This is a genomic window from Bacillus sp. FJAT-44742 (assembly GCF_002797315.1).
Taxonomy (GTDB): domain Bacteria; phylum Bacillota; class Bacilli; order Bacillales; family Marinococcaceae; genus Thalassorhabdus; species Thalassorhabdus alkalitolerans.
On the sequence record NZ_KZ454936.1, the window covers coordinates 1,554,177 to 1,581,067 of the forward strand.

Below are 26,891 nucleotides of genomic sequence, written 5' to 3' on the forward strand. Positions count from 1 at the left end.
TAAACTACTTTCTTCTTTTCTTGAAACGCGTTATGATACGAAAGGAAGAAGGATGGTGGAATAATGAAACAAGATCATGTACTACTTGTAGATGGCATGGCTTTGCTGTTTAGAGGTTTTTTTGCAACTTCAGTTTACGGAAATTATATGTATAATCATAAAGGGCAGCCAACAAATGGGGTTAACGGATTTACAAAATACTTTTTACATGCAGTGGATACTTTTCTGCCCACTCATATTATTTGCTGCTGGGATATGGGAAGCCAGACGTTTCGTACAAGGCTGTTTCCTGAATACAAAGCCAATCGAGCCGAGCCTCCAGTAGAACTGCTGCCCCAATTTGACATGGCAAAGCAAGTTATGGAAGGTTTTGAAGTTCCTAATATTGGAGTGGAGGACTATGAGGCAGATGATTGTATAGGAACTCTTGCCAGCCAGCTCGCACCTGAGCGCAAAGTTTCAATCCTTACCGGGGATCAAGATATGCTTCAGCTTGTAGATGAAAATATCCACGTAGTTATTATGAAAAAAGGCAGAGGAAATTACCAGCTATTTGATTTAGATACTCTAGAAGAAGTGAAAGGTTGTACTCCAGGACAGATTGTTGAAATGAAAGGTTTGATGGGGGATTCAAGTGACAACTATCCGGGTGTAAAAGGAATAGGGGAAAAAACAGCCTTAAAGCTTTTGAAAGAATATGAATCTATTGATCAACTAATAGATAAATTAGATGAGCTTCCCCCAGGCATAAAAAGAAAGATAGAAAGTGACAGACAAATGTTATATTTATCAAGAGAGCTGGCCGAAATACGTACTGATGTGCCGATAGAGGCTCCGATTGACACATCTGTCTGGAATCCTCCTAATGAAAAAGCTTCCCAAGTACTGGGAGAATTAGGTTTGAAAATACCTTTATTAAAAATCTAACGTTTCTCTTCCCAGGGTCCTGAATAGGGCTCTTTTTTTTGAAAAAAAGAAGGCAGAATTAAGGTTTCAAACAAGCTCAAAGAGGTAATGGAAGAGAAAAAGGAGGTATTTATATTATGGCTAATAATAGTGCTTCAGATAAGTTCAAGAGCGGGGTAAGCAAAGCGAAGGGCGAAATTAAAGACCAGGTGGGAAATGCCACCGACGATAAAGATATGCAAAGAGACGGAAAAAAAGACAAAGTCAAAGGCGAATTCCAGGAAAACGTAGGGAAAGCAAAAGATAACAGATAAGAAAAGAAGCGAGTGGCCACTCGCTTCTTTTTAGTTGACGCCAAGCAGCTTAACTAACGAAAAGGTTAGAATGGTTTGGTTATTCTCCCATTCTAGCTTATTAATTTTCCCAATAGCATAAGGCCTGCCATCCTCTGATTTTTTCACTTGAATCTCTTCATCCATTGGATAAATGCCGTAGCCTTCCTCAATTACTTTATAAGAATCTCCCTGACCCCGTACTTCTTTATGGTTTGTTATAAGAACTTGAGGGATATAAAACTGAGTATGCATGTATGTTCCTCCTCTATCAATGTCAGTCTTACTTATGTAATACTTCCTGGGTTTGTAAAATTCCTTCTTGCATTGTAGTATTTAATGGAAATTAGTAAAATTTATATTAAGGGCCAGTAGTGCCCCTTGTATCTGAACACAGAGAAAGCAGCTTTATATATTTTAATAGTTAGCTGCTTTCTTTGTTATATGTTATATCCCTTTTATAAAACGTCATGGTCATATTGTTGGATCCGTCTTAGGAGTTCAGCTGGATCAGCTTTTCCTTCGTCATATTCGATTCTAATCTCTCCCTCTTCAACTTCAACCAGGGTTCTATCCACACCTTCCAGCGCCAGCATTTCTTTTTGGAACTTTTCTATGGTTTCTTCACTTGACCTTTTGTTTATTTGAATGGTCATTTGTTTCATTTAATCACCTCCTCTTTAATCCTTTCATTTATATACCCAGTATTCTTCACCCCTATTCTGGACTCTCGTGAAGTAACCTTAGTAAGGTAAAAATTTTAATAAGACTCTTCCATTATTTCCTCCTTAGATTTTCATTTGATTTGCATTCAGAGTGATGGACGTCACAGAGAATAATTTTTCACTGCTATACAATAAGCAGTGAGGACCCATATCCAGACACAGACAATGTAACGAAAAGGGGTGGGAATATGGAGGAGCAAAACAGAACTCAAAGATGGCATGCTAAACATATAAACCGGGTACTTCAGGAGCTTGAGACAGACATTACTGAAGGTCTTTCCAAAGCAGAAGTTGAAGTCAGAAAAGAGAGGTATGGGAGCAATGAACTTCCAGCTGGGGAACAGGAGTCTTTGTTTAAAAAGGTTGCCAAACAATTTAATGACATATTAATTTATATTTTATTAGCTGCTGCAGTCGTAACGCTTGTTCTTGGTCATTACATTGATACAGCTGTAATTGTTATGGTGGCAGTTATTAACGCCTGTATCGGCTACTTTCAGGAGAGTAGAGCCGAAAAAGCCCTTCAAGGAATTCGAAACATGCTCTCACTAAAGGCAAACGTAATTAGAGAAAGAAAGACTTTGGAAATAGATTCAAAGGATCTAATTCCTGGAGATATGGTAAAACTCCAAACCGGCGACAAGATTCCAGCAGACCTTCGATTAGTCTCCTGTGAGAATTTAAACATTGAAGAATCTCCTCTAACAGGGGAGTCAACAGCTGTAGAAAAGTCTCCTGAAACACTGGCCGAGGATACCGTTCTCGGAGACAGGGCAAACATGGCCTTTTCCGGTACATCTGTTGCTTCAGGAACGGGAACAGGAATTGTGACAGCAACAGGTAAAGATACTGAATTAGGGAAAATCAATAAATCTCTCACTGAGGTGGAAACGACCCAGACACCTCTTCTTCAGCAAACTGCAAGATTTGGCAAAGGGGTGGCCTATGTCATTGCTGGATTATCAGTATTCATCTACCTGTTTGGTCTCTTGTTTAGAGACTACGGTGCTGGAGAGCTCCTTCTTGCGATTATCGGCCTGGCTGTAGCTGCGATTCCAGAAGGCCTTCCTGCCATCATTTCAATTATCTTATCGATTGGTGTCCAAAACATGGCAGGACGCAAAGCGATTGTAAGAAATCTCCCTTCCGTAGAGACACTAGGTGCAGTTTCTGTGATCTGTTCAGATAAAACAGGGACTTTGACTAAAAACGAAATGACAGTTACAAGCATTGTAACCAGCCGAAACGACTATGAAGTAAGCGGAGTTGGGTACTCTCCAAAAGGGGAAATAACATGTGCCTGGGGTTCGGCTGATCACCCCCATACTACCCGGGAACTGTATTCGTTTCTAACATGTGTTACAACATGTAATGAAGCAAGCTTATCTCAAGACGAATACGACCAGTGGGTGATAAACGGTGATCCTACTGAAGGATGCTTACTTACAGTTTCCGAAAAAGCTGAAGACACCATATACAAACTACCCGTTCTATCAAAAATCCCATTTGATTCAGAGTACAAATACATGGCTGTTCTGGCGGAGGATCAAGGAGAGAAATTTATTTTCATCAAAGGGGCTCCCGACCGTCTTTTTGGTATGGCTGAAAAGAAAAGCAGTACATTTAACCGCTTATTTTGGGAGAACAAAGTGAAAGAAAGAGCAAAGCTTGGACAGCGAGTCATCGGTGCTGCTGTAAAAAGAGTCCCGAAAGATACTAAAGTCATCACTCATGAAGATATAGAAGAAGGCATCGTTATGCTGGGTCTTGCCGGTATTATAGATCCGCCAAGAGAAGAGGCCATCGAGGCCATAACAGAATGTAAGAAAGCAGGCATAACAGTTAAAATGATCACAGGCGACCATAAAGATACTGCCATGGCGATTGGCATGCAAATGGGCCTTGGTGATGGAGAGCATGCCCTTGAAGGAAAGGAGATAGACAGTTTACCTGATGAAGAGCTTGCTGACGCTGTCTTGACGTATGATATTTTTGCCCGTACGAGTCCAGAAAACAAGTTGCGACTTGTTAAAGCTCTTCAGGAAAAAGGACAGATTTGTGCAATGACGGGTGATGGAGTCAATGACGCTCCGGCTTTAAAAAGTGCAGATATTGGAGTGGCAATGGGGATCAAAGGAACGGAAGTAGCAAAGGATGCTTCGGAAATGGTGCTGGTGGATGATAATTTCAAGACTATTATTGATGCAGTCGAAGAAGGAAGAAGAGTGTATGATAATTTAAAAAAGACCATTCTTTTTATACTGCCGACAAACGGAGCCCAAGCTTTTCTCATTATAGCAAGTATCTTATTTGGAACGACGATGCCTTTAACCCCTGTGCAGATTTTGTGGGTAAATATGGTTATCGCAGTAACGGTTTCTTTAGCCCTGGCTTTCGAAAAGGTTGAAAGAGGAGCCATGCGCAGACCGCCAAGAGAACTGAATACTCCGCTTCTCAGTCAGTATTATATTTTCCGTATCATATTTGTAGCCTTGCTCATAGGAGGATCCACATTAGTATATAATTCATATCTCATGGAAAACGGCTACTCTCAGCAATTTGTAAACAGTGTAACTTTGCATACTATAGTAATCCTTCAGTTGTTCCATTTATTTAACTGCAGAAGTGAGAGGGATTTTGCCTTAAGCAAAGACTTCTTTGCCAATAAGGCTGCCTTCCTTGTTTCTGGTATTCTAGTCATGCTGCAAATAGCTATTTTATATGTTCCCTTTATGAATACTGTTTTCGGAACTGTTCCCATCGGTATATCTTTCTGGGTGATCCCCTGCTTAATAGGTGCTGGTGTGTTTCTTGTAGTAGAGGGAGAGAAATTTATAACGAAGAAACTAAGCATGAGAAGAGGAAAGCAGGCAGATTCCACTCGAGATAAGGCTAATTTTAAAAAAGCAAGTTAAACCGGCTAAAGAGAAGAGCCCTCGCCATCAGGTGAGAGCTCTTTTTGGGGTCTTAGTATTCTATTGGTTGATTGGTAAAAGTACGCACCTAAAAGGCACAAGGTTTCAGCTAACCGGGGAAGATCAACCCGATGGATCTTCAGCGCTGGCTTTTCCCGCAGGCGTCTCGTGATTTTTGAACAATCAACGATTATTTTCTTTTTTTGATTTCTTCACTTACGATAAAAGCGAGGTCATCGTTGCCAAAGAGAGAGAGCACCCCTAACACAGTGTCATCCGGAATTTCACCCGCCTCTTCCTTTGGCACTGTTAATGAAATACCATTGAGTAATGCCGGGTTTTCTCCTTGATCAGGATAAGCCTGTTTGTAAAGCTGTGCTGGATCAAGATCATTATTAATACACCACTGAGCAAACACGAGAACCATTATATTCTCATCCTGTTGAAAATTGCTTATAATTTTTTCTTCCATGTTTTTTTGATTCATAAGGGACTCCTTTTTGCTATGAGTTGTCCCCATTATAACAAGTTTCCTCTCCTGAACAATATCTTTTAACCTCTAGTAAAAAGAAGGTTTATTGAGAGGGGGAGAAGGAAGTTGAGGTTTCCTCTTTGACTGATATAATAAATGGAGAGATTTTAAGAGTATAAAAGAAAGTTTGAAAAGAGTGATATGATGGAATTACTTGTTTTAATTTTAATTATTATCGTCATAGCAGCTGTCGCTCCAAAATTAGTTCGCGGGATTTTTAGAGGGTGCGGATGTGTAATATTTTTAATCCTTGTCATCGTTGCTTTATTTACCTTAGGAATTCTTTAAAAAAGTGGTTCACCTTCTCATTAACACAATGTTGTGAGAAGGTTTTTTTCTTCTAATTAATGTTTATGTGTTTACTGCATAAGAATGAAAGAGAAAGAAATTGAAGAAACTTGAAACATCGCGGAGAACTCTATCGTAGTTTAAAAAGGACACTAAACTATACCACAAAAGGGGGCCATCTATGTGAAAAAAAGAAAACCGTGGAGGTCTTTTTTTATTTTTTTAATGTTAGGAACTATAGGCTGCTTAAGCCTCTACCCTGTAACTCTTACGTTAATAGAACAACAGCTTCAAGGATTAGGAATTGATCTGGGTGGAATTCCTATTGAAGTTGTTGCTTTTTTAAGCCTGATTAACCCTTGGATTCTGACTCTTATTGCCATATGCATAGGCCATTTCCTTGCAGAAAGGTCCGGACTTACTTCGTTTATATACAACAGGGACGTGTACTCTATTCCTTTTTGGCATTCGTTTAAACCAACGCTGACAATAGGCATTAGCAGCGGAGCTGCAGTTGGTGGAATTCTGATGCTAGGTGATTTATTGTTCAAGCCCTGGCTGCCTCAGTCCTTACAACCCACGTTTGAATTCCCGGGTTTGTTACATACTCTTTCTGGTATCTTATATGGTGGTATTGTTGAAGAAATAATGATGCGTTGGGGACTGATGACTCTCCTTGTGTTTCTTTTATGGAAAATAGCCGCCCGAAAAAAAGAAGGACCACCTACTGTAATCTATTGGAGTGCAATCATTATTTCTTCTTTCGTATTTGCTATCGGTCATTACGGAGCTACTTTGGCGGTTGCTCAGGAAATGACTGCGGTTGTATTTCTGAGAATGATGTTGTTAAATGGAGCAGGGGGCTTGGTTTTTGGCTGGCTTTTTTGGAAAAAAGGACTAGAGACCGCAATAACTGCCCATATGATGACTCATGTAACAATAGGGGTGGTGTCATTTATTGCTGCTATGTTCATCCGTTAAGTTTATTCATTACTTAAAGCTTTCAATGGTGCTGTTTTAAGAGGTTGGGACCATACGCTGAATTCCGACCATATTTTATGCAGAATCTGGAATTTCAATAGATATAAGGATAAGTAAAGGGGGGGTTACATATGGAAAGCATAGGAAGAAGTAATATAGACGAATGGATTAATGATATTCATCCTTCCATGATTAAATGGCGAAGAAGGTTTCATCAGCATCCGGAAACAGGGTGGACAGAGTACATAACAACATATGAAATTGCAAAGAATCTGGAACCACTGGGCTTTCGTTTATTTATCGGAAAGGATGCGCTTCTTTCAGAAGCAAGAATGGGAGTTCCCAATGAAGAAGAGCTCATCACGGCAGATGAAAGGGCTGGCGCTTACGGAATAAGTGATGAGTTTCTTGAGAAGGTAAAAGGGGGCCATACTGGGGTTGTAGCAAAAATTGAAAGTGGAAAACCTGGTCCTCATTTTGCTTTTCGTTTTGATATTGATGCTCTCCCCGTCTTTGAAGCTGAGCAGGCTTCTCATGTTCCATATGAAAAGGGGTTTAGTTCAAAGGAAAGGGGAAAAATGCATGCCTGTGCCCACGATGGCCACACGTCTATCGGACTAGCCTATGCCCATTTCTTATCAACACATTTGGATATATTAAGAGGCAGTTTTACATTATTGTTTCAGCCCGCGGAGGAAGGAAGCCGCGGAGCGAAAGCAATGGTTGAAAAAGGATGGCTCGATCATGTGGATTGGTTTATCTCCGGACATATTGGGATAAAAGACCTTACGATCGGCCAGCTTGCATCTACAACAACTGATTTTCTGGCGACTACGAAGTTTGACGTTTCGTTTTCTGGAACTGCTTCTCATGCCGGGGCAAAACCAGAGGAAGGAAGAAATGCCCTTCTGGCCGCTGCTGCCTGTGCCCAGCACCTACATGCCATCTCTCGTCATTCCGAGGGAACAACTCGTTTAAACGTAGGAACTTTACATGCTGGCACTGGAAGAAACATTATACCCGACAGGGCTGTGTTAACTGGGGAAACAAGAGGGGAAACCAACGTGTTAAACAGCTATATGTACGAGGAAGCAGAGCGTATTGTAAAAGCTTCCGCCTCCCTTTACGGGGTAGATTCAGCCATTTCCATTGTTGGAGAAGGAATCTCTGCTGAATGTGATAACGACTTTATTTCTTTTATTGAAAAGGCTGCAGACCAATCGAAATGGTTAGAGAAACCAATGAAACAAATCTCAGCTGGTGCCTCTGAGGATGCTACTCATATGATAAAAAGAGTTCAGGAATCAGGAGGAAAAGCAACCTACATGATATATGGAACACCCCTTGCAGCAGGTCATCATCATCCTTCCTTTGACTATGATGAAGATGTACTGCTGACTGGTTTATCCGCTTTGATTTATACAACTCTTCAAATATTGGAAGAGCAGGGAGAATCGGGTGCCTAAAAAGAGTGGCAAAATAGTGCAGATACTTCATTAAAAACTGGGTGAGAGAAATACGGCAGCTTTCGCCAGACGATCTCGTGCGAAAGTTGCCGTTTTAGTAGGTATTACGAGAAAGCTTTAAGCTTTTTTTATCACCTAATCTAATTTTTTACCTGTAAACTATTCCAATGATTTAATTAAATGAACATTTTGCTTCTCTGTAGAGTTTAAACTTCCGTCGTAAAATCGGTTTGGTACATACCAGCTTTTTGAAGAAAAGTACTGCCTTAAGTCATTTGAATTGAAAACATACCCGTTTCGTGCATAGATTTCATTACGGGCGATTCGTAATTGATCTTTTGTTAACCCACGTAATTCTGAAGATGATATTAGCCGGAAATGGCTGTCAGGAAAAATAAAGTCATTGCTCGAAAGATATACTGGTTTTTCTATAGTTACGACCTCTTTTTCGGTTGGTTGTTCTTCTATCTCCTCAATGAATAAGGAAGCACTAGTTTCTTTATTAATGACTATAGGGTCACTAGTGACGATCCGACCAGAAATTTCTTTTTGACCGTAAATTTCAAGAGATCCATCTCCAGGCACTGGTCCAAACTTGGAGGTGCCATTTATAACCACGCCGGTATCTTTACCGTTTGCAAATAGTTTCACGTTTTTCTGATTACTAGTGACTTCAATAAAATTTCCGGTAACATCTAGTTCAATTGTTTTTTCCCCTTCATCAGAAAAAAGCTCAATATGCTGTGAGTCATGGACAGTAACAAATTCTTCCTCATTAATTGCTTCTAGTACATACAATCCTGGCAGAAAAGGGCCAAATTCTTTTTTAGCAGAAGTTGAGACAGGGCCATTGATTTCTTTGTCATTCAATAAAAGGCTGGTCTTTTCTCCTTCTATTGTGGCTTTTATAAAAAACGACTTCGGATGAATAATATAGACCTTGGAGAACAAACCTTTGTCTTCTTCCTCAAGTGAAAAAAGAAAGTTCTCACCCTTTACATTTTCCGCCAGTTGCTGTGTCATTTCCTTTTCTATTTTTTCATAGGCTGATGGGTGTTCCTGCAAAAGTGAGAATAAGGGCTTGATACTATCTTCATCAATCATCATTCTTCTATCTTTTGCCTTTACATATTTAATACATCACTCGGTTCCTGTTCCTGCAAACCACTAAGGAAAGTCCTGACAACTTCTTCTTTACTTGTCTGAAGCATAAAGTGCATACTTATAAGACCTCCGACTATTGTAACCAATGCTGTAAGTAGTACATAAAACGTTAGTGATTTTGTTCTGTTTCCATTTTTCGTTCTTTTTTCTTTATTTTCTCTCGAAATTTCTTTCCCGCAAGAAGGGCAAAAAGTATTATTTCCTGCCTCATCTCCGCAATGACTACAGTATTTCATCCCTTCCCCCCTCCCGTTAGATAACCCACTTTTAACCTATTTGTTCCGTTCATTGAATATGAAACTTATCTTTTAAGACAAGTTCTAACCTGTTGAGTATTAAAATTTTCCCTGTATTACATGCAAACCTGAACAAAAATATGTTACTTTTTACTAATCAATACCAAAAGGAGTGAAGGAATTGATAAATTATAATGGACGAACGTTTGTATCTGTTTCGAATACGGAAAATGGAGAGGTTTCTTCGCTAACTCGTTTCAGCTACCATCAGAAAAATAATATACTTACAGCGGAGTATAGCGGGGGAGAAATCCAAGAAGGACGATTAATAGGAGTTGTTAAAGAAGATGGCACTTTGTTATTTAGATATAGCCATATAAATGAATCCAATAAACTTCGCAGCGGAGAATGTGTTTCAACTCCCATGGAAATAGAAAACGGCAAATTAAGACTTCAAGAAAAATGGAAATGGCTCGATCAGGATCAATCTGAAGGAGAATCCATAGTAGAGGAAGAGTGAAAAGGTTAGAGTCACCAAAGCAGTGATGTGATTTGAAAAAGACCCTGTTAAACAAAGAGTCTTAATTGTACTTAAGCTAACGGGGAGTTATGCTAAGGAAGAATTTGATAATATGTTTTTTCTGAATTATCCGTTACTAAATAATTAGAAAGTGTTAAAAGTGTTAAAATGCGCTCATTGTAATGCTTCGTTTAAGTGGAGTAAAACCTTAATAGGGAATTGGATGTTTAGTACAATTTAATGTAATGAATGCGGAAAAAAGTCTAAGATAACATTCTTTTCAAGGTTAATAGTAGTAGCTTTAACAGTAGGACCTCTTTTAATTTTTGGTTTGTTTTTGTCTCCATTTGAAAATGTCCTTATTACAATTATTGTAGCTATCTTCATCGGGTTTACTGACTCACTGCACACTCCATATTTAGTAAAATATAAGGCAAAAGAGTAGAAACGAGAAAATCAAAAGCAGAGATCAACTCTGCTTTTGATTTATTTTCATTTAACGGGATACTAATTTTTTAAAAAAGTCATTGGAAGGATTCGCATATGTATAGTATAGCTAGTAAGAGAAACATGCATAACACTTACTTAATAGGCACTCTATTTTTAATAGGGTCAGCGGTACTAACATCAATAAACCAAGTTTTTTATGCCAACCAAGTTCAAACCATTAGCCCATTTACTTTTACTTTTATTAGTTTTCTTATTACTGCTGTTTTTTTTATTGTCATTTCCAAAAAGAAGGGTGGAAAGGTAAAAAAATTAGATAGTCAATGTAAGAAAAACTTTATTTATTTGAACTTAAGTACCGCGCTTGCATTTATGAGTTTTTTTTATGCTCTTAAGTATGTAGAACCAGCAATTGTTAGTGCTATAGAAATGGGTGTGGGGCCAATGTTTGCCTTAGTTTTGGCCAAGGCAGCAACACCTAAAGTGAAAACTCTTCGTTTAGATTCAACTGTAGCGTGGGGAACCCTGGCAGGGAGTCTTTTGCTTGTATGGGCAACCTTCACGGGGAGATCAGGGTTAAATTTTGTACCTTCTTCAGAATTTATTTTTGGAGTAGCTGCTTCTTTACTTTGTGGGTTTGGGGCGGTACTAGCTGCTGATTATTCAAAAAAACTTAGTGTAAAAGGGTGGGGTTCTTCTTACATTCTAGCCCACAGATTTTACTTTATTATAGTAGCATCCTTAGTTTTATCAATTCTAGAAGGTGATTTAGGTGCTCACTTGTCAAATCACTTGTTATGGATAATTATTGTAAGTGTTTTAGGGGTTCTTTTGCCGTTATACATGCTTCAGGTTGGCATCAAACATTGCGATACTTTTTTTGTTATGGTCTCAATCGCCTTTGTTCCTATATTTACATTTGTATTTCAGTTGTTAGATCCTCGAATAGCTTGGTCTAACACTACCCTTATTGGTATTTTAATTCTAACTTTTTTTGCATTATTAAGTGTCTTTCTTAAAAATAAAAGGTGAGTGCATTCTATAAGGCTTGTTTAATTATATACCTATTCAAAAGGATCTATTAGCCAAGTATTATAAAAAAGTACATAAAAAGAGGGTGAAACCAAAATTCTCATTTTGGTTCACCCTCTTTTTGCTAGCTATTACTTAACTCGTTTATCGATACCTCTTCTTCAGGAGGATTCGTTCTTTTAATAAATAAAGAAAGAATAAACCCAACAATGGCAAATAAGAGCGCGACAGTAAATGCCAGTTGAACTCCTGCTGTCATGGCTTCCGCTTCCAGGCTCCCTCCACCTTGCACAGGATTTTCCATATAATTCAGGGTCCCGGCACTCATAATACTAATAAATAAAGCAATTCCAACAGCCCCTCCGACTTGGGTCAAAGTGTTTAAGATTGCTGTTCCGTGAGGATAATATTCTCTTGGCAGCTGGTTCAATCCGTTTGTTTGCCCAGGCATCATAATCATTGAAACAGCGATCATTAAGAGAGAATGCAAGATGATAAAAGTTGTCAGGCTGGTCGATGTGGTTACGGTAGTAAATTGCCATACAACAATCATCAAGAGAGCTGTCCCAGGAATTAAAAGAATTCTTGGGCCGTATTTGTCGAACAACCGTCCAGCGACCGGTGACATTAATCCATTTAACACTCCTCCTGGAAGAAGGGCTAACCCTGCTACAAATGCACTTAATAAAAGTCCGCTTTGTAAAAACATTGGCAGAATGATCATAGTAGAAAACATGGACATCATGACAATGATTAATAAAACAGTTGTCAATGAAAACATAGGTGATTTGAAAGCACGGACATTAAGCATGGGTTCTTTTAATTTCAGCTGTCTAATAACAAATACAGCAAGTGACACGAATCCTATGATGATCGATAGGTAGACCTGCGGGCTGGCCAGACCGGCGTGACCTTCACCTGCACTGCTGAAACCAAAAACAATCCCTCCAAACCCAAGGGTGGATAGAATAATTGATAGTGGATCTACCTTCGGCCTCGTTAGAATAGAAACATTCTTTAAGAACAAAGCAGCAAAGGCCAGTGAAAACAAAGCGAAAGGGATAACGATAAAAAACAGCCATCGCCAGTTAAACGCCTCAACAATAACGCCTGACAAAGTAGGACCGATCGCCGGGGCAAACATAATAACAAGGCCAACCATCCCCATTGCTCCGCCTCTTTTTTCAGGAGGGAAGATTAATAGAATCGTATTCATCATTACAGGAAGAAGGAGGCCTGTCCCACTTGCCTGAATAAGTCTGCCAACGAGAAGAATCTCAAAGGAGGGGGCAAATCCGCATATTACAGTTCCTATAGTAAATAGACTCATAGCTCCCAAAAATATTTGTCTTGTTGTAAACCAGCCGCTTAATAAAGCCGTAATGGGGACTAATATGCCTACCACAAGCATAAACCCTGTGGTTAACCATTGAATAGTGTTAGCTGTCACACCAAATTCCGATATTAAATCTGTCAGTGCAACATTTAGTAATGTTTCATTTAAAATGGCGAAGAATCCGCCAATAATTAAGGAAAGCATGATGGGTGCTTTTTTTATGTCTTGCGGGGCCCCCACTTCTTTCTTAGCTGTCAAAGAACCAGCCTCCATGTTATTACCTCCAATCTAGTTAGACCAGTCTATATAATTAAACACTGAGTGTGATTTATTATATAGAATCAACGTTATGCAATAAGCTTGGAATTTGCTCAGCAATCACCTCAAAAGGAAGCGAAGAATCCTTAGCTGCTGAAAGGGTAACGGCTCCTTCGAGCATCATAATGATCAGTAAACTCTTATCTGACGCATCTTTATGGTCCATCCCTGCAGAGATCAACTTCATTTTAAAGATTTCCTGCCATTCTTCATACGTTTGCTGGCAAATGACACGTAAAGGCTCGCTCATTTGGGACGTTTCAAGAGCAAGCAATCCAATAGGAAGGGGCTCTTCTTCATTTTCTTTGCGGTTCATTATATATTCTTTAAACCCTATAAAAAATGCTTGAATAGCAACTGCCGCATCTGGATGAGAGTGAAGAGTTTCTTTTACAGCAGCGCTTGCTTTGTCTTTAGTAATACGGACTGCTTCCACTGCCAGTTCTTCTTTACCATTGGGGAAATAATGATAAAGAGAGCCTTTCGGAGCGCCGCTTTCTTTAATAATTTGATTTAAGCCTGTCGCGTGGTAGCCCTGCTGCCGAAAAAGCCGGGCTGCTGTATTTAGAATCCTACATTTGGGAGTTTCTTTTGTACTCATTGATGAGAGCCTCCATTATAACGATTGGTCTACTTAAGATACTATACAAGAAATAAAAACAAATGCATAGATAAATCACCTATCAACTTCCTGAAATGAAAGAAAATAAAACAAAATGGTATATATTTTCCCAATTTGTAAAGAAATCTACCAAACTTTTTGTATGATATAAGAATATTGTAATAATTTAATAACAAGATCATGTTATGATATTTTAAAAGCTTATCTAGGGGTGAAATCCATTGGCCCAATCGAAAGAATTCATGAATATTGTAGAAACCGAAGAAGAACTCAGCTCGATTATCGGTGTTCCTCACGAGGCGGTGGAAAAAAAAGTTATTACCTCCTTAGATGCTCACTGCACGCACTTTATTTCAAAATCTCCCTTTCTAGTTATTTCTTCCTCGGATAACTTTGGTTTTTCTGATATCTCTCCTCGTGGTGACGGGCCCGGCTTTGTTTTCATCCGTGATGAAAAAAATGTGGTCATCCCCGAAAGGCCCGGCAACAGAAGAGTGGATACACTCAGAAATATTCTTGCACAACCACAGGTAGGCCTGCTCTTTTTTATTCCCGGATTAGGAGAAACCCTTAGAGTACATGGCCGGGCCACACTTATAACTGACCAGGACATTCTTGAGGAAATGGCTGTCAAAGGAAAAAAGCCCTTGTTAGGCATCAACGTCGAAGTAGAAGAATGTTTTATTCATTGTGCCAAAGCATTTAAGCGTTCGGGCTTATGGAATCCTTCTACATGGGAAAGCATTGATGATCTGCCTCCTGCGGCAAAAATGATAGCAGACCATATGAAGCTTCCGAATATTGATACTGAATTGGAAGATCAAAAAGCATGAAGTAAGTTAAAGACAAATCATACGATGAAAAAGGGAGTACGTCCTTTGTTGCAGCTCCCTTTGTTTCTGTATAATGTTGAAGGATACCTAAATTAAACAAATTTTTTCGGATCTAACGCCTCTGCTGCTTCCTGTGAATACAACCCCAATTCCTCTAACACTTCCTTAATCGTCTTGTTCTGCTCATCTGCCTGCATGCCAATTTGTGAAGCCATATCATACCCCATACTAGGACTCAACCCGGTTACAAAAGAAAGACTCGACATCATCCAGTTTCGGCAATTTTCTTCCTTTGCTTCAATACCATATACACATTTAGAAACCAGTGTATGAATCCCATTTGAAAGCAGTTCAATGGATTCAAGAAGGGAATAAGCCATAAAAGGCATCATGACATTGATCTCTAATTGTCCGGCTGTCCCTGCCGCAGCCATAGCAGCTTCATTTCCAATTATGCGGCAGCATATCATATGAACCATTTCCAGAATCGCCGGGTTTACTTTTCCGGGCATTATGGTTGAACCAGGCTGAACGGGGGGAAGACTGATTTCAGCTAATCCAGTTCTCGGTCCAGAGCTTAGAAGGCGTAAGTCACTTGTGATTTTGATTAAATGGACGGCAAGTTCTTTTAAAACGGCCATCATTCGCAGGGCAGCATTTCTGTTTTGCATGAAACTAAACATTTCAACAGGCTGTCGAAACGGATAGTTAATCCGACTATTTATTTCATGGATAACAGTTTGAGGATAATCTTGATGTGTATTAATAACCGTTCCTATCGCATTTCCACCTAAGCCAATTTCATAGAAAGGGTCTAAGGACGCTTTTATATTTTCATACACAAACCGGATTGTATCCGTATAACCAGCAAATTCCTGTCCAAGTTTCATTGGTACGGCATCATGCAAGTGAGTACGACCAGACTTTATTATTGAATTAAATTCCTCAGACTTCACGCTAAGTCCCTTTACTAACCGTTCAATGGCCGGGAGAAGCTGCTCGCTTATATTTTCAACGGTCGCTATGTGCAAGGCAGAGGGGAAGGTATCATTAGTGGATTGAGACATATTAACGTGGTTATGAGGATGAACCCGAAAATCGTTAGATGAAGGATCTAATGAACTCCCTAACAGTTCAGTTGCTCTATTTCCAATAATCTCGTTCACATTCATGTTTTGTGACGTTCCGGCTCCAGCCTGGTAAACATCCACAATAAATTGATGATCCCATTTTCCTTCAATCACTTCTTCTGCCGCCTGAACAATAACTCTACCTATGTTATCAGGCAACTCGCCAAGCTTCATATTTGCTGCGGCGGCACTCGCTTTAATAATACCTTGAGCTCGAATAAAAGAACGAGGAAGCGTGATCCCGCTTATTTGGAAATTATCAGCTGCCCTTTGTGTTTGAGAACCATAATAAGCATAAGCAGGTACTTTTACTTCTCCTAATGTATCTTTTTCAATACGAAATTGTCCTGTGGATGACATCTTTATCTCCCATCTTCCTACATTGTTTCTTTACAAAAGAGGACATATAAAAGAGATCGGTTACTGCCCTCCTTGTGGTTTGACGTCCTTTTCTTCTTGACCTATCGATTCCATCCCTATTTCTTCTTGTACACTTAACTGAACTTTCTTTTCTGTAAGGTCCTTATTTTTAAAATGTAAATCAGGCTGAATATTGTTATTTCTGCTGGCTTGTTTATTCCAATCGCTCAAGAGTGGCACCTCCAACATCATTTGTTCCCTAGTATTTGTTAAGAAGAGAGGGATTATTACCTTTGATCTCGTTAGGAGAAGGGTATAAGGCTCCGATGGAGCATCAGCCAAGACAAGAGAGGAGGTATTTTTATAAATCAATTACAAAAAAGAGAGCCTATTCAAACGAATAAAGGACTCTCATAGTAAGGTGCCAAAAGGATTCAGTTGTTAATCACGGCTTATTAATTTTTTAATGGATTTCTTGTTTTCATTTAATTTAACTTTTCCGTCCTCTTGTTCATCAATGACAACTATATCTTTAGCCTTAAGTTGTCTGCTCACATTTTCTACATGAGAGAAGGATTTTGCTTCCACATCCTCAATAATCTTTTTATATTCCTGTTCTCTCCTTTGAAGAATTTCAATCTCCTTTTCCAGTTCTTTCGCTCTTTGGATTAATTCTTCTTTTTCCTGGTCATTTTGAGTGAAACTTGCCTCTTTATATAACTGATTTGTCTCCGCCGTTAATCTTCCTTTGTCGGCTTCTTTTTTATCTTCAAATTTATGCTTTAACTTTGTCATTATAAAGGTAATCAGTTCTTTTCCGTATATTTCCAATATGCTTTTTAGAACGGGCATAAGCAAACGGATGAAGATTCTCTTCATAATAAATCCCTCCCCTTTGATTCTTTCCCTCTCTGTTTGTTCTGCAACCTTTTTATTTTGTTTCTTCTTTCGTACTCTTCAGGTTTCAAAATATAAACCAATTAATTCATTGTTGAATTAACTGATTCATTTTTAAATCAAAGAAATGCGCTCTAGTAGCGTTGTTTGATTCATAAATGAATTATGGCATGAATGCTTATAGTTGATAAGGAATGATCTTCAGCCGAATTAGCGTAATTAACAAGCATTTCAGCTGCTTTTTAATGACCCCTGTACGTTGGCACAAATCTTGCTTATTAAGTAGGTACCGCGATTAGCTCCCAGTTAACCTGCAAAATAGTTTGTGGCGGAAAATATTTATCAATGTATAAGGAGTGATTCCCGTGCACTTAAGACTAAATGACGAACAAAAGATGGTCCAGGAAACGATCAGGAAGTTCGTGGAAAAAGAATTAATTCCACTAGAAAATGAAGTCCTGCGAAATGAGAGAGAAGGAAAACCTAGTCTCCCTGAAGAAAAACAAACAGAGCTGCAGTTAAAGGCGAAAGAAGCAGGATTTTGGGGAATCAACACTCCAGCTGAGTATGGCGGTGCCGAGCTTGGGCAGATGATGCAGGCCATTGTGTCCATGGAAGTTTCTAAAACCTTTGTGCCTTTTAGATTTGGCGGGTCTGCCGATAACATCCTGTACTACGGAAATGAAGAACAAAAAGAAAAATATCTCCTCCCAACGATAAACGGAGAGAAAAAATCCTGTTTTGCCATTACAGAACCAGGGGCGGGGTCTGATACAAGAAACATAAAAATGACCGCTGTAAAGGACGGCGATGAATGGGTCCTCAATGGGGAAAAAACATTTATCACCGGAGGAAACGAAGCGGATTTTGTTATGGTTATTGCCATTACAGATAAAGAAAAGCACAGAACAACAGGAAGAGAAGGGGTAACTTGTTTTATTGTGGATCGGGAAATGGGCTGGATCTCTGAGTATATAGACACCATGGGAGAATGGGGACCTGCTGGATTAGTGTTTGATAACGTAAGAGTACCTGAAGAAAATATCTTAGGAGAACTGCACGGAGGGTATAATCTGGGGTTAGAATGGATTGGTTTCGCGCGCTGGATTGTTGGCGCCCGGGCTGTTGGGGCCGCTGAAAGGTTGCTGCAAATGGCAATTGATTATGCAAACGAAAGAGAAACGTTTGGCCGGCCGATCGCAGACAGACAGGCTATTCAATGGCAGATTGCTGATTCAGCTGTTGAAATCGAGGCAGCAAGATGGCTGGTGTTAAATGCAGCTTTTACAATGGATCAAGGAGAAGATAATCGCCATTTAGCATCTATGGCTAAGCTGTACGGGGCAAACATGGGGAACAATGTAGTAGACCGTGTTCTTCAGATTCATGGAGGAATGGGTTATACAAGAGAACTGCCAATTGAGCGCTGGTACAGGGAAGCAAGGCTTTGGAGAATATACGATGGGACAGATGAGATACAGCGTTTGATTCTTTCTAGAAATCTATTAAAAGGACACGTAAAGGTAGGGCAATATATTTAAAAGACGGGGGAGTTATTATGAGCAAGAGATTTGAAGGAAGAACTGCTTTGATCACTGGAGGGAGCAGAGGAATAGGGAAAGCTATTGCTAAACAACTTGCCGAGGAAGGGGCAAATATAGCACTTCTTGATGTGAATGAAGAGGCGCTTAACGAAGCGAAAAAATATTTCGAAAATTCTGATCTTAAAGTAATTACAATGCAAGCCAATGTAGTAAGCAGCCAGGATGTACAATCAGCTGTGGATGAAGCTGTAGAAGCCTTTGGTTCCCTTGATATTCTTGTAAACAATGCAGGTATTATAAGGGACAATTTGCTGTTTAAAATGTCTGAAGATGATTGGGAACAGGTCATTGATGTCCATTTAAAAGGATCTTTTAATGCTGCCCGGTCAGTTCAAAAATACATGGTTGACCAGAAGTTTGGTCGAATAATAAACATTTCTTCCACATCAGCTTTAGGAAACAGGGGACAAGCGAATTACTCAACAGTGAAGGCGGGACTTCAAGGATTTACGAAAACTCTCGCTTTGGAATTAGGAAAATTCGGCATTACTTGCAATGCAGTGGCCCCAGGGTTTATTGAAACTGAAATGACGAAAGCAACAGCTGAGCGTGTAGGTATACCATTTGAACAATTTATTGAAGCAAGAGCAAATGAAATACCTGTGAAAAGAAGTGGACAGCCAGAAGATATCGCTAATGCTGTAGCTTTTTTTGCCGACGAGAAATCTTCCTTTGTCAATGGCCAGGTTATATATGTAGCAGGCGGCCCAAAAGCCTAGTTATGATAAATTTTGCGCAGGAGGAATTCTATGTATAAGAGTGTAATAGGCAAAAAATCGTCCAAGGTAAAAAATATAGTGGAAAGAGGCATGGTTAAGAGATTTGCAGAAGCTATTGATGATCCACACCCAATTTACATTGATGAGGAAACAGGGGGAAAATCCAGATATCAATGTAATATTGCACCTCCTACTTTTCCAAGAGTGTTTGATTACGGGGAAATAAACGGACTTGATCTTCCAAAAAAGGGTCTCATCCACGGGGAACAAAATTACCATTATGAGAGACCTCTTTGCATAGGAGAAGAGCTGTACTGTTATTTTGAAGTGAATAACTACTATGAGAAAGATGGAAAAAACGGCCTCATGGGGTTTCTAGTCATTAAAAGATACGGGGAAGATCCAAACGGTACTCTTATTTTTACTGAAGAGATGACTGCTATTATTACGGAAACTGTTCGAAAGGCGATGAAAGTATGAAGGCGATTGGGGACATCCAGAAAAATAGTGTCTTAGAAGAGACTTTAGCACCTGTTTCCAGGATTGATTTAATTAAATATGCAGGAGCATCAGGTGATTTTAACCCGATTCATACGATTGATGAAGAAGCGGTCAATGCTGGGCTGCCTGGTGTCATCGCTCACGGTATGTGGACAATGGGGAACCTTGCTAAACTTTTTACCCCTTATTATGAAAATGGCTTCATTCAAGATTACAAAATCAGATTTGCCGGAATGGTTTTTCTTAAGGATGTTATTACTTTAAGAGCCACCCTACTAGAAAGAGACCAGCACACCTTGCATTTTAAGGTAGAGGCAGTGAATCAGAATAACAAAGAAGTGATCAAGGGTAACGTTACATTTACATTATATGATGAAGACAAGGAGTGAATATAGATGACGAATGAGGCTGTTATTGTATCTGCCGTACGGACACCTATAGGAAAAGCAGGAGGGGCATTAGCGTCTGTACCGGCTCATGTCTACGGGGCTGAGGTAATTAAAAATGCAGTTCAACGAGCAAATCTTCAACCTGAGATGATAGATGACGTCATATTTGGAAACGTGCTAAGCGGCGGAGGGAATATTGCTCGACTTACTGCATTAGAGACAGGATTATCCGTAAATATACCGGGTCTTACCGTAGATCGTCAATGTGGTTCAGGCATTAACGCTGTTATGCTTGCCGCCCAAGCAATACAAGCGGGAGCAGGAGAGGTATATGTGGCAGGGGGAACAGAAAGCATGAGCCGTGCACCCTATCTAATGGAACGACCGGAACGTCCTTTTAGCCCAGTGCCTCCAAAATTTAGAAAATCACAGCTGTCTCCTGACGAAATAGGTGACCCTCCCATGGGTATCACTGCAGAAAACCTGGTAAAAAAATACGAAGTGAGCAGAGAAGAGCAGGATGAATATGCGCTTCGCAGTCAACAACGAATGGCGAAAGCCATGGAAGAAGGACGCTTTGACGAACAAATTGTCCCTATTTCCGTTCCTGTACGAAAAGGAGAGCCTATTATTTTTGGAAAAGATGAGCATCCTCGTCCAAACGTTTCAATGCAAGGACTGGCAAAACTGTCTCCGGCCTTTTTACCTGAAGGAAGCGTGACTGCAGGAAATAGTTCCGGTCTAAATGATGCGGCATCGGCTATCGTTGTCATGTCGAGAAGAAAAGCAGAAGAATTGGGTGTTAAACCTCTGGCAGTTATTAAAGAATCAGCTGTAGCAGGTGTGGACCCTAACATCATGGGAATTGGCCCCGTACCTGCAACTAAGAAAGTCATGGATCTTTCTGGATTAACTTTAGAGGAAATAGATCTGGTAGAGTTAAATGAAGCTTTTGCCTCCCAAGTGATTGCCTGTAACCGCGAGCTTAACATAGACCCGGAGAAATTAAATGTAAATGGGGGAGCGATCGCTCATGGGCATCCATTAGGTGCTACCGGAGGGATTCTCATCACAAAAGCTGTCCATGAACTACACCGTTCAGGAGGAAAAAAAGCTCTAATTACCGCATGTATTGGCGGAGGACAAGGTATCGCATGCATCATTGAACGAATGTAGTTTATATAAATGGTTTCTTCTTTAAATATTTGAAAGCGTTATCATCGGTGTTTGATTGAGTAAGGATCTCAAACTATGCAGTAATAAAACCTCTTTTCTAGCTTGTTTACCTGCGCAGCAAAACTTTTGGAAAATTTATATATATGTTCTTCAACAGGTAGAGTCACTTACGTGATGCAAGGACTTTATGAAAAGAAAAGGGGAAAGAGCATGCTATTAAATAAGCTTGATGATAAGCTTAAAGATACGAAACTAACCGAGGTGGAAAGGCCCCCGAAGAGAGAAATGTGGGCCTACGGAGCAGGCAGCTTTGGCATTTTTGCTGTATGGAGTTTCATGGGTTCGTTCCTGACGTATTATTACACTGATGTAGCAGGGATTTCCGCAGCAGTGGTAGGAACCCTTATGCTGGTTGCACGGCTGTTTGACGGAATCACGGATATTGGAATGGGCTCTGTTGTTGACAGGACAAAGACCAAATACGGTAAGGCCCGCCCATGGATTCTCTGGCTGTCCGTGCCTCTTGGCATCTGTACAGTATTACTATTTTCTGTACCTGACACAAGCGCCGGTGCACAGATATTTTATGCCTATGTTACTTATTTCCTTTTCGTTCTAATTTATACGGCTGTCTCAATTTCATATAAAACATTGCTTGGAATAATGACTCAGCATCAGCATAGTCGTTCAATGGCCAATATTTACGCTGCTATTTTTATTTTAAGTGGAAATCTACTCGTTGTTACTTTAAGCCAACCGTTAGCGGCTGCCATAGGCTGGACTTCTCTTGCCGTGATTTATGGGGTGGTTACGGTCATCTTTATGTACATTACCTTTTTTGCAGTAAAAGAAAGAGCCGCAGTAGCAGCTCATCAGACTGAAATAAAAAAGGTTCCTTTAAAAGATGGGTTGGCAGCACTTTTAAAGAACAAGTACTGGTTTATTATTACTGCTTATTGTGTCACTTTTTATGCGGCTATTGGGTTAACACAGGGGGCAGCCATGTATTATGCCCAATACGTTATCGGCAACGTAAATCTCTTTCCAGTGATTGGACTTGCCTCGGCTGTTCCAATGCTTCTTGGTGTTTTTTTCATTGGGCCTTTTGTAAAAAAATATGGAAAACGAAACGTTGCAATCGTTGGAGCGATGGTCTTTATTGCAGGGCAGCTCATTAAGTTCATAGACCCTTCGAGCCTTGTCGTGTTTCTAACAGGTCACGTTTTAGTCGGATTTGGAATTATGCCGTCCATTGCATTAGTATTTGCGATGATTAATGATACGATTGAGTACGGCGAATTAAAATCAGGTCTGAGAACCGAAGGATTAGTGAACAGTGGTGCCAGCTTTGGCATTAAAGTGGGTACTGGAGTCGGGTTAGCCCTAATTGGATGGCTGTTAGGATACGGCGGGTATATCGGCGGTGCCCCGGATCAATCGGCTGTTGCACTCCAAATGATCTTGGCTCTTAACCTCCATATACCTCTGGCTTTAGGTGTCATTCTTGTCATTCTTCTTTGGCTGTTTAAAGTAGATAAAGAATACCCGGCTATTCTCGCAGAGCTTCAGGCACGAAGCAATCAATAACATATAAAAGACCAGATCCATTGTGATTTGGTCTTTTTTTTGTGCGGGAAGCTATAACAAACCATGCTATGCGTCTAAGAAATTATACTTTTGTAAAAATGCTAAAACACCGATTGAATTCCTCCTTACTACTCACGGCTTTTCAAAGGAATGACTTTTCATTTGTTTGAGCAATTTACCTTAAAGGTAATTTATGTTAGATGAAAAAAGAAGTAATACACACATAATAAAAAAGTATCTTGTTGAATTTTACGTATTACAAAAAGAAGAGGAGCAGATGATGAAATGAATGAAGAAGAGAAAGAGGAGTTACGTTTACAAGCAGAAACCTTCGACCCCGGTGAAAATTCTTATTTAAGTGAATATCCAACTGTTAAAGAAGAAACACAAAGCTTGAGGGAGGAGATAAATCAGAGTTCAGAGGATGCTGAATTTTCAGAGGAACTTTCTGATGGAGGGGAAAGAGACAAGTTTGCTATGAGGCAAAGCACCGTAAATAAAGAAGATAAAATTAATTCAGAGAAATTACGGTACAGCCATGCCGACGACATTTATGAATAATGAATAAGAGTGTGGGAGATATAAATGAAAGAAGCTCAGTAAACGAGCTTCTTTCGATTGATTGTTTATTTTTTTCCGAAAAAATGTCCTATAGCCATACCTATCAAAGCTGGAAGGATCCAGCCCAAATTCAAATCAAAAAATGGAAGGTGTCCAAAAAGGGTATCAAGTGCTCCAACTTCGATCTCTGCAGATCTAAGGCCGTCATATAAACTAATTATCCCAGTACCTACTACTGCTCCAACGTAATGCCCTTGTCGGAGGTTGATTTTCACACTGGCCAAGGTAAGAAAAATGAGTATGATGGCCAGTGGATAAATAGCGACCAGAACAGGAACTGAAATGGAGATAATGGCATTCAGCCCTAAATTTGCTACGGCAAAACTCACAATCGTAATCAGCAGGACAAGTATCCCGTAAGAGAGAGAAGGCAAGACTCTTGCAAGGTATTGTGCGGAAGCTGTTACCAGCCCAACACAAGTCGTCAAACAGGCCAGAGTAACAATGAAACCCAAAAGCGCCACGCCTATATAGCCAAACGTTTGATTTGCTGTATAATTTAAAATCTGTGTACCATTTTCAAAGGTTTGCACAGCACCGCTTTGGACACCAAGCCATCCAATAGCTATGTAGACTGCACCTAATCCAATACCCGCAATTATGCCTGCTAAGACAGTGGCGTTCACTATACTTTTCCTGTTCTCTATTCCTTTTTCTCTAATCATATTTACAATGAGCAAACCAAACGCTAGTGCGGCTATAGTATCCATTGTAAGATAGCCTTCGATCATTCCTCGAGAGAAAGGGGAGTGCAGGTATTCATCAGTCGGTAAGAGATCAACACCCCCGGCTGTTGTCATTACATTGCCAATTACTAGTAATACAATTGAAAACAATAGTAATGGGGTAATGACCACGCCAATTCTCTTGACTAGTTTTGAAGGGTTTAAGCTTAACCAGTAAACAATTAAAAAGAATACAAGAGAATAAAGAAATAAGTAAAGCGTTGAATAGCTTTCCAGGGCTGGAAGAAAAGGAACTGCACCCATTTCATACGAAACGTTGACTGCCCGCGGAATGCCAAAAAAAGGACCTATTGCTAAGTACAAGACAAGAGTAAAGATGATGGCAAAAAGGGGTGTGACTTTGTTAGCAACTTTTTCAAAGCTGCTTCCTGTTAAGGCGATGGCAACGATTCCTAACAAAGGCAGTCCCACTCCCGTTACTACAAATCCCAGTATGGCTGTCCAATAATTGTCACCCGCTTCCTGTCCTAAGAAAGGCGGGAATATTAAATTTCCAGCTCCAAAAAACAAAGCAAAAAGCACTAAGCCAGTAAAAAATATTTCTTTGTAAGATAAACTCTTCAAAATCCAGGCCTCCTAATTTTTATGACCACTTGTCATGATAAATAAATAGTTCTTTTCAAGCTTTTTCCCATTTTGTTTTTTGATTTTCGTAAAAAGGCACTCGCTTGCATCTAAAGGTACAAATGTTAAATAACATATTAAAAAATCAACCTCCGCCTTTAACAGAGCCTTTCAAAAAAACAAAAAAACCCTATATTACACTAACGTTTCTTGGTGCTCATGTAAAGAAGTAATGCTTTGGAAAATGTAGAGGATAGGAATCTTAAGGTTTATACTTGAGAGACACTATTTCTTACATGTAAGGGAGTATGTATGGAAACGCGAAAGGTTATCATTGCATTACTAATTTCAGGCACATTCTTTGTTTGTGGATTAATAACGGGAAAGTTTATTTATGAAGAACCTTCTAGAGAAATTGTGGCGGGCTATGAAAAGAATGAACAAAACAACCATTTGACATTCACATCAGTTACTAACGATCTCGAAGACCGTTGGGCTGTGGATAATCTCCAGCAGATTTATATGCACAGCAATCAGATAGAATATGAAAGGGATGGACAGACTCCAGCTGATGTTCACGTTTGGTTAAAAAATCCCCAGTCTTCAACAATCCTGATAAGATCCAAGATTTGGTTTAACGATGAAGGCGCAATAATCAAAATGGGAGAGAGCGATTATAGAGAAATTAATCATTTAGATGCCGCAAAGATGAAAGAAATGATTGACTATAACGGATAGAGCCAGCGCCTGGAAAGGTCAGTACAAAAATAAAAGACGCCATTATGAAATGACGTCTTCGTAAATAGATAAGAAGTTGAAACAGAGTGGCCAAGTAGTAATCTAGAAACTACTTTCTAACAGGGATAGGAGCTTCCGGGGATATAACTTTTTGCTCACGAAGCTCTTGCCAGAAAGCAGCTGGAATAGCAGTGTTTAAAGCATCCTGGTCTTCTTTTATTCGCTCAGGACGACTGCCTCCAGGAATTGCAGCAGTAATTGCAGGATGTGCTAACGTAAATTGAAGAGCTGCAGCTTTTGCTATAATTCCATGATTCTCAGCTATTTTATTAATTTTTTCCACTTTTTCAAACATCTCAGGAGAGGCTTTTTGGTACTCAAAATGAGAGCCGCCAGCTAAAACACCAGAATTGTATGGCCCGCCAGCAATAATACCAACACCCTGTTTTACCGCCTCGGGCAGAACACGCTGCAGAGCACGCTCATGATCCAGCAGTGTATAACGTCCCGCCATTAGGCATAAATCGGGTTTTGCTTCTTCTAACTCTAAAGCGATCTCAATTGGCTCTACTCGGTTGACTCCGATTCCCCAGGACTTGATCACTCCTTCTTCGCGTAAGCGCGTCAGCTCACGAAAGGCACCTGTACGAGCTTCCTCAAACTTCGCCAGCCATTCGTCACCATGGAAATCCTGGGCTATATCGTGTACAAAAACAAAATCTAAGTGATCCGTTTTTAACCTCTCCAGGCTTTGCTCAATGGAACGAAGAGCAGCATCCCCACTATAATCATTGACTACTTTATTTTGTCGTCCGTATTCAAACAAGTCACCTTCTGCCGGCTTATCTTCTTCATCCTTGATTAAGCGGCCTACTTTCGTACTCAAAAAATAATCCTCACGTGGACGGTCCGCCAATGCTTCACCGAGACGAATCTCTGCAAGCCCTGCCCCATAGAAAGGGGCTGTGTCAAAATAACGAATTCCATGCTCCCAGGCAGCGTCTACAGTTGCTCTGGCTTCTTCATCTGGAATATCACGAAACATATTGCCTAATGGAGCAGTCCCAAATCCTATTTTCTCTGGTATGGAGTCATTCATTAACGTATCTCCTTTCACGAAATATATTTTTACCCACATCATTATATTACCAACAAAGAAATAGTTAAAACTTCTCACTCACTTTGACTCCTAGGATAGCTTTCATG

General features: G+C 39.9%; 29 protein-coding genes. 17 read left to right on the forward strand and 12 right to left on the reverse strand.

Annotated features, from left to right (window positions below):
* The first annotated feature begins 63 nt into the window (after window positions 1-63).
* Together CEF17_RS07700 and CEF17_RS07705 are read left to right on the forward strand one after the other, a co-directional pair.
* Window positions 64-927, forward strand: a complete 864-nt coding sequence (locus tag CEF17_RS07700; RefSeq protein ID WP_100399021.1) for a 5'-3' exonuclease — start codon at window positions 64-66, stop codon at window positions 925-927.
* Between the two features lie 116 nt (window positions 928-1,043).
* Window positions 1,044-1,220: a CsbD family protein gene (locus CEF17_RS07705; RefSeq protein WP_083465356.1), complete on the forward strand. Its 177-nt coding sequence runs from the start codon at window positions 1,044-1,046 to the stop codon at window positions 1,218-1,220.
* A 30-nt stretch (window positions 1,221-1,250) separates the two neighbouring features.
* Here the strand turns inward: CEF17_RS07705 and CEF17_RS07710 are convergent, their stop codons facing one another.
* Window positions 1,251-1,493 (reverse strand): DUF2584 family protein, encoded by a 243-nt coding sequence (locus CEF17_RS07710; protein WP_100399022.1) that lies wholly within the window; start codon window positions 1,491-1,493, stop codon window positions 1,251-1,253.
* 203 nt (window positions 1,494-1,696) lie between these two features.
* Window positions 1,697-1,903 (reverse strand): hypothetical protein, encoded by a 207-nt coding sequence (locus tag CEF17_RS07715; RefSeq protein WP_100399023.1) that lies wholly within the window; start codon window positions 1,901-1,903, stop codon window positions 1,697-1,699.
* A gap of 248 nt (window positions 1,904-2,151) precedes the next feature.
* Between CEF17_RS07715 and CEF17_RS07720 the strand changes: the two genes are divergently transcribed.
* Window positions 2,152-4,878 (forward strand): cation-transporting P-type ATPase, encoded by a 2,727-nt coding sequence (locus CEF17_RS07720; RefSeq protein ID WP_100399024.1) that lies wholly within the window; start codon window positions 2,152-2,154, stop codon window positions 4,876-4,878.
* Between the two features lie 190 nt (window positions 4,879-5,068).
* Here the strand turns inward: CEF17_RS07720 and CEF17_RS07725 are convergent, their stop codons facing one another.
* On the reverse strand, window positions 5,069-5,365 hold the full coding sequence (locus tag CEF17_RS07725) for a hypothetical protein (protein ID WP_100399025.1): 297 nt from the start codon (window positions 5,363-5,365) through the stop codon (window positions 5,069-5,071).
* Between the two features lie 186 nt (window positions 5,366-5,551).
* On the opposite strand from CEF17_RS07725, the gene CEF17_RS19960 reads away from it, so the two are divergent.
* The 3 genes from CEF17_RS19960 to CEF17_RS07735 all read left to right on the forward strand — a co-directional run bounded on the left by CEF17_RS19960 (window position 5,552) and on the right by CEF17_RS07735 (window position 8,145).
* A complete protein-coding gene (locus tag CEF17_RS19960; protein WP_232725452.1) occupies window positions 5,552-5,698 on the forward strand; it encodes a hypothetical protein in 147 nt (48 codons plus the stop codon).
* Between the two features lie 225 nt (window positions 5,699-5,923).
* The gene (locus CEF17_RS07730) at window positions 5,924-6,679 is read left to right on the forward strand and encodes a CPBP family intramembrane glutamic endopeptidase (protein ID WP_198508923.1); all 756 of its coding nucleotides are present in this window, start codon (window positions 5,924-5,926) and stop codon (window positions 6,677-6,679) included.
* A 131-nt stretch (window positions 6,680-6,810) separates the two neighbouring features.
* Window positions 6,811-8,145: an amidohydrolase gene (locus CEF17_RS07735; protein ID WP_100399027.1), complete on the forward strand. Its 1,335-nt coding sequence runs from the start codon at window positions 6,811-6,813 to the stop codon at window positions 8,143-8,145.
* A gap of 159 nt (window positions 8,146-8,304) precedes the next feature.
* Here CEF17_RS07735 and CEF17_RS07740 read toward each other — a convergent pair whose 3' ends face one another.
* On the reverse strand, window positions 8,305-9,249 hold the full coding sequence (locus tag CEF17_RS07740) for a YARHG domain-containing protein (RefSeq protein ID WP_198508924.1): 945 nt from the start codon (window positions 9,247-9,249) through the stop codon (window positions 8,305-8,307).
* Window positions 9,250-9,269: 20 nt separating this feature from the next.
* Window positions 9,270-9,545 carry a hypothetical protein gene (locus CEF17_RS07745; protein WP_100399029.1) on the reverse strand — a complete coding sequence of 92 codons (276 nt, stop codon included), beginning with the start codon at window positions 9,543-9,545 and terminating at the stop codon, window positions 9,270-9,272.
* 181 nt (window positions 9,546-9,726) lie between these two features.
* On the opposite strand from CEF17_RS07745, the gene CEF17_RS07750 reads away from it, so the two are divergent.
* Both CEF17_RS07750 and CEF17_RS07755 read left to right on the forward strand, forming a co-directional pair.
* Window positions 9,727-10,065, forward strand: a complete 339-nt coding sequence (locus CEF17_RS07750) for an avidin-fold protein (RefSeq protein ID WP_198508925.1) — start codon at window positions 9,727-9,729, stop codon at window positions 10,063-10,065.
* 543 nt (window positions 10,066-10,608) lie between these two features.
* Window positions 10,609-11,544: a DMT family transporter gene (locus CEF17_RS07755; RefSeq protein ID WP_100399030.1), complete on the forward strand. Its 936-nt coding sequence runs from the start codon at window positions 10,609-10,611 to the stop codon at window positions 11,542-11,544.
* 124 nt (window positions 11,545-11,668) lie between these two features.
* Here CEF17_RS07755 and CEF17_RS07760 read toward each other — a convergent pair whose 3' ends face one another.
* Window positions 11,669-13,153, reverse strand: a complete 1,485-nt coding sequence (locus tag CEF17_RS07760; RefSeq protein WP_100399031.1) for a DHA2 family efflux MFS transporter permease subunit — start codon at window positions 13,151-13,153, stop codon at window positions 11,669-11,671.
* Window positions 13,154-13,211: 58 nt separating this feature from the next.
* Window positions 13,212-13,799, reverse strand: coding sequence for a TetR/AcrR family transcriptional regulator (locus CEF17_RS07765; RefSeq protein ID WP_100399032.1), 588 nt, complete (start codon window positions 13,797-13,799; stop codon window positions 13,212-13,214).
* 263 nt (window positions 13,800-14,062) lie between these two features.
* Between CEF17_RS07765 and CEF17_RS07770 the strand changes: the two genes are divergently transcribed.
* Window positions 14,063-14,653 carry an MSMEG_1061 family FMN-dependent PPOX-type flavoprotein gene (locus CEF17_RS07770; protein ID WP_100400842.1) on the forward strand — a complete coding sequence of 197 codons (591 nt, stop codon included), beginning with the start codon at window positions 14,063-14,065 and terminating at the stop codon, window positions 14,651-14,653.
* Between the two features lie 92 nt (window positions 14,654-14,745).
* Here CEF17_RS07770 and CEF17_RS07775 read toward each other — a convergent pair whose 3' ends face one another.
* From CEF17_RS07775 to CEF17_RS07780, 3 genes are all read right to left on the reverse strand, one after another.
* Window positions 14,746-16,143, reverse strand: a complete 1,398-nt coding sequence (locus CEF17_RS07775) for a class II fumarate hydratase (RefSeq protein WP_100399033.1) — start codon at window positions 16,141-16,143, stop codon at window positions 14,746-14,748.
* 60 nt (window positions 16,144-16,203) lie between these two features.
* Entirely contained in the window at window positions 16,204-16,374 is a 171-nt protein-coding gene (locus CEF17_RS20360) for a hypothetical protein (RefSeq protein ID WP_198153464.1), read from the reverse strand.
* 210 nt (window positions 16,375-16,584) lie between these two features.
* Window positions 16,585-17,022: a hypothetical protein gene (locus CEF17_RS07780; protein ID WP_100399034.1), complete on the reverse strand. Its 438-nt coding sequence runs from the start codon at window positions 17,020-17,022 to the stop codon at window positions 16,585-16,587.
* Window positions 17,023-17,405: 383 nt separating this feature from the next.
* On the opposite strand from CEF17_RS07780, the gene CEF17_RS07785 reads away from it, so the two are divergent.
* The 7 genes from CEF17_RS07785 to CEF17_RS07815 all read left to right on the forward strand — a co-directional run bounded on the left by CEF17_RS07785 (window position 17,406) and on the right by CEF17_RS07815 (window position 23,577).
* Entirely contained in the window at window positions 17,406-18,581 is a 1,176-nt protein-coding gene (locus CEF17_RS07785; RefSeq protein WP_100399035.1) for an acyl-CoA dehydrogenase family protein, read from the forward strand.
* Window positions 18,582-18,598: 17 nt separating this feature from the next.
* Entirely contained in the window at window positions 18,599-19,363 is a 765-nt protein-coding gene (gene fabG, locus CEF17_RS07790; RefSeq protein WP_100399036.1) for a 3-oxoacyl-ACP reductase FabG, read from the forward strand.
* A gap of 30 nt (window positions 19,364-19,393) precedes the next feature.
* Window positions 19,394-19,843, forward strand: coding sequence for a MaoC family dehydratase N-terminal domain-containing protein (locus CEF17_RS07795; RefSeq protein WP_100399037.1), 450 nt, complete (start codon window positions 19,394-19,396; stop codon window positions 19,841-19,843).
* A complete protein-coding gene (locus CEF17_RS07800; protein ID WP_100399038.1) occupies window positions 19,840-20,253 on the forward strand; it encodes a MaoC/PaaZ C-terminal domain-containing protein in 414 nt (137 codons plus the stop codon). The genes CEF17_RS07795 and CEF17_RS07800 overlap by 4 nt, the downstream gene beginning before the upstream one ends.
* Before the next feature lie 6 nt (window positions 20,254-20,259).
* The gene (locus CEF17_RS07805; RefSeq protein ID WP_100399039.1) at window positions 20,260-21,429 is read left to right on the forward strand and encodes a thiolase family protein; all 1,170 of its coding nucleotides are present in this window, start codon (window positions 20,260-20,262) and stop codon (window positions 21,427-21,429) included.
* A gap of 210 nt (window positions 21,430-21,639) precedes the next feature.
* On the forward strand, window positions 21,640-23,016 hold the full coding sequence (locus tag CEF17_RS07810; RefSeq protein WP_100400843.1) for an MFS transporter: 1,377 nt from the start codon (window positions 21,640-21,642) through the stop codon (window positions 23,014-23,016).
* Between the two features lie 285 nt (window positions 23,017-23,301).
* Window positions 23,302-23,577, forward strand: coding sequence for a hypothetical protein (locus CEF17_RS07815; protein ID WP_100399040.1), 276 nt, complete (start codon window positions 23,302-23,304; stop codon window positions 23,575-23,577).
* A 65-nt stretch (window positions 23,578-23,642) separates the two neighbouring features.
* Here CEF17_RS07815 and brnQ read toward each other — a convergent pair whose 3' ends face one another.
* On the reverse strand, window positions 23,643-24,947 hold the full coding sequence (gene brnQ / locus CEF17_RS07820) for a branched-chain amino acid transport system II carrier protein (protein WP_157842979.1): 1,305 nt from the start codon (window positions 24,945-24,947) through the stop codon (window positions 23,643-23,645).
* A 312-nt stretch (window positions 24,948-25,259) separates the two neighbouring features.
* Between brnQ and CEF17_RS07825 the strand changes: the two genes are divergently transcribed.
* On the forward strand, window positions 25,260-25,685 hold the full coding sequence (locus CEF17_RS07825; RefSeq protein WP_100399042.1) for a hypothetical protein: 426 nt from the start codon (window positions 25,260-25,262) through the stop codon (window positions 25,683-25,685).
* 109 nt (window positions 25,686-25,794) lie between these two features.
* Here the strand turns inward: CEF17_RS07825 and CEF17_RS07830 are convergent, their stop codons facing one another.
* On the reverse strand, window positions 25,795-26,784 hold the full coding sequence (locus CEF17_RS07830) for an aldo/keto reductase (protein ID WP_100399043.1): 990 nt from the start codon (window positions 26,782-26,784) through the stop codon (window positions 25,795-25,797).
* Between the last annotated feature and the right edge of the window lie 107 nt (window positions 26,785-26,891).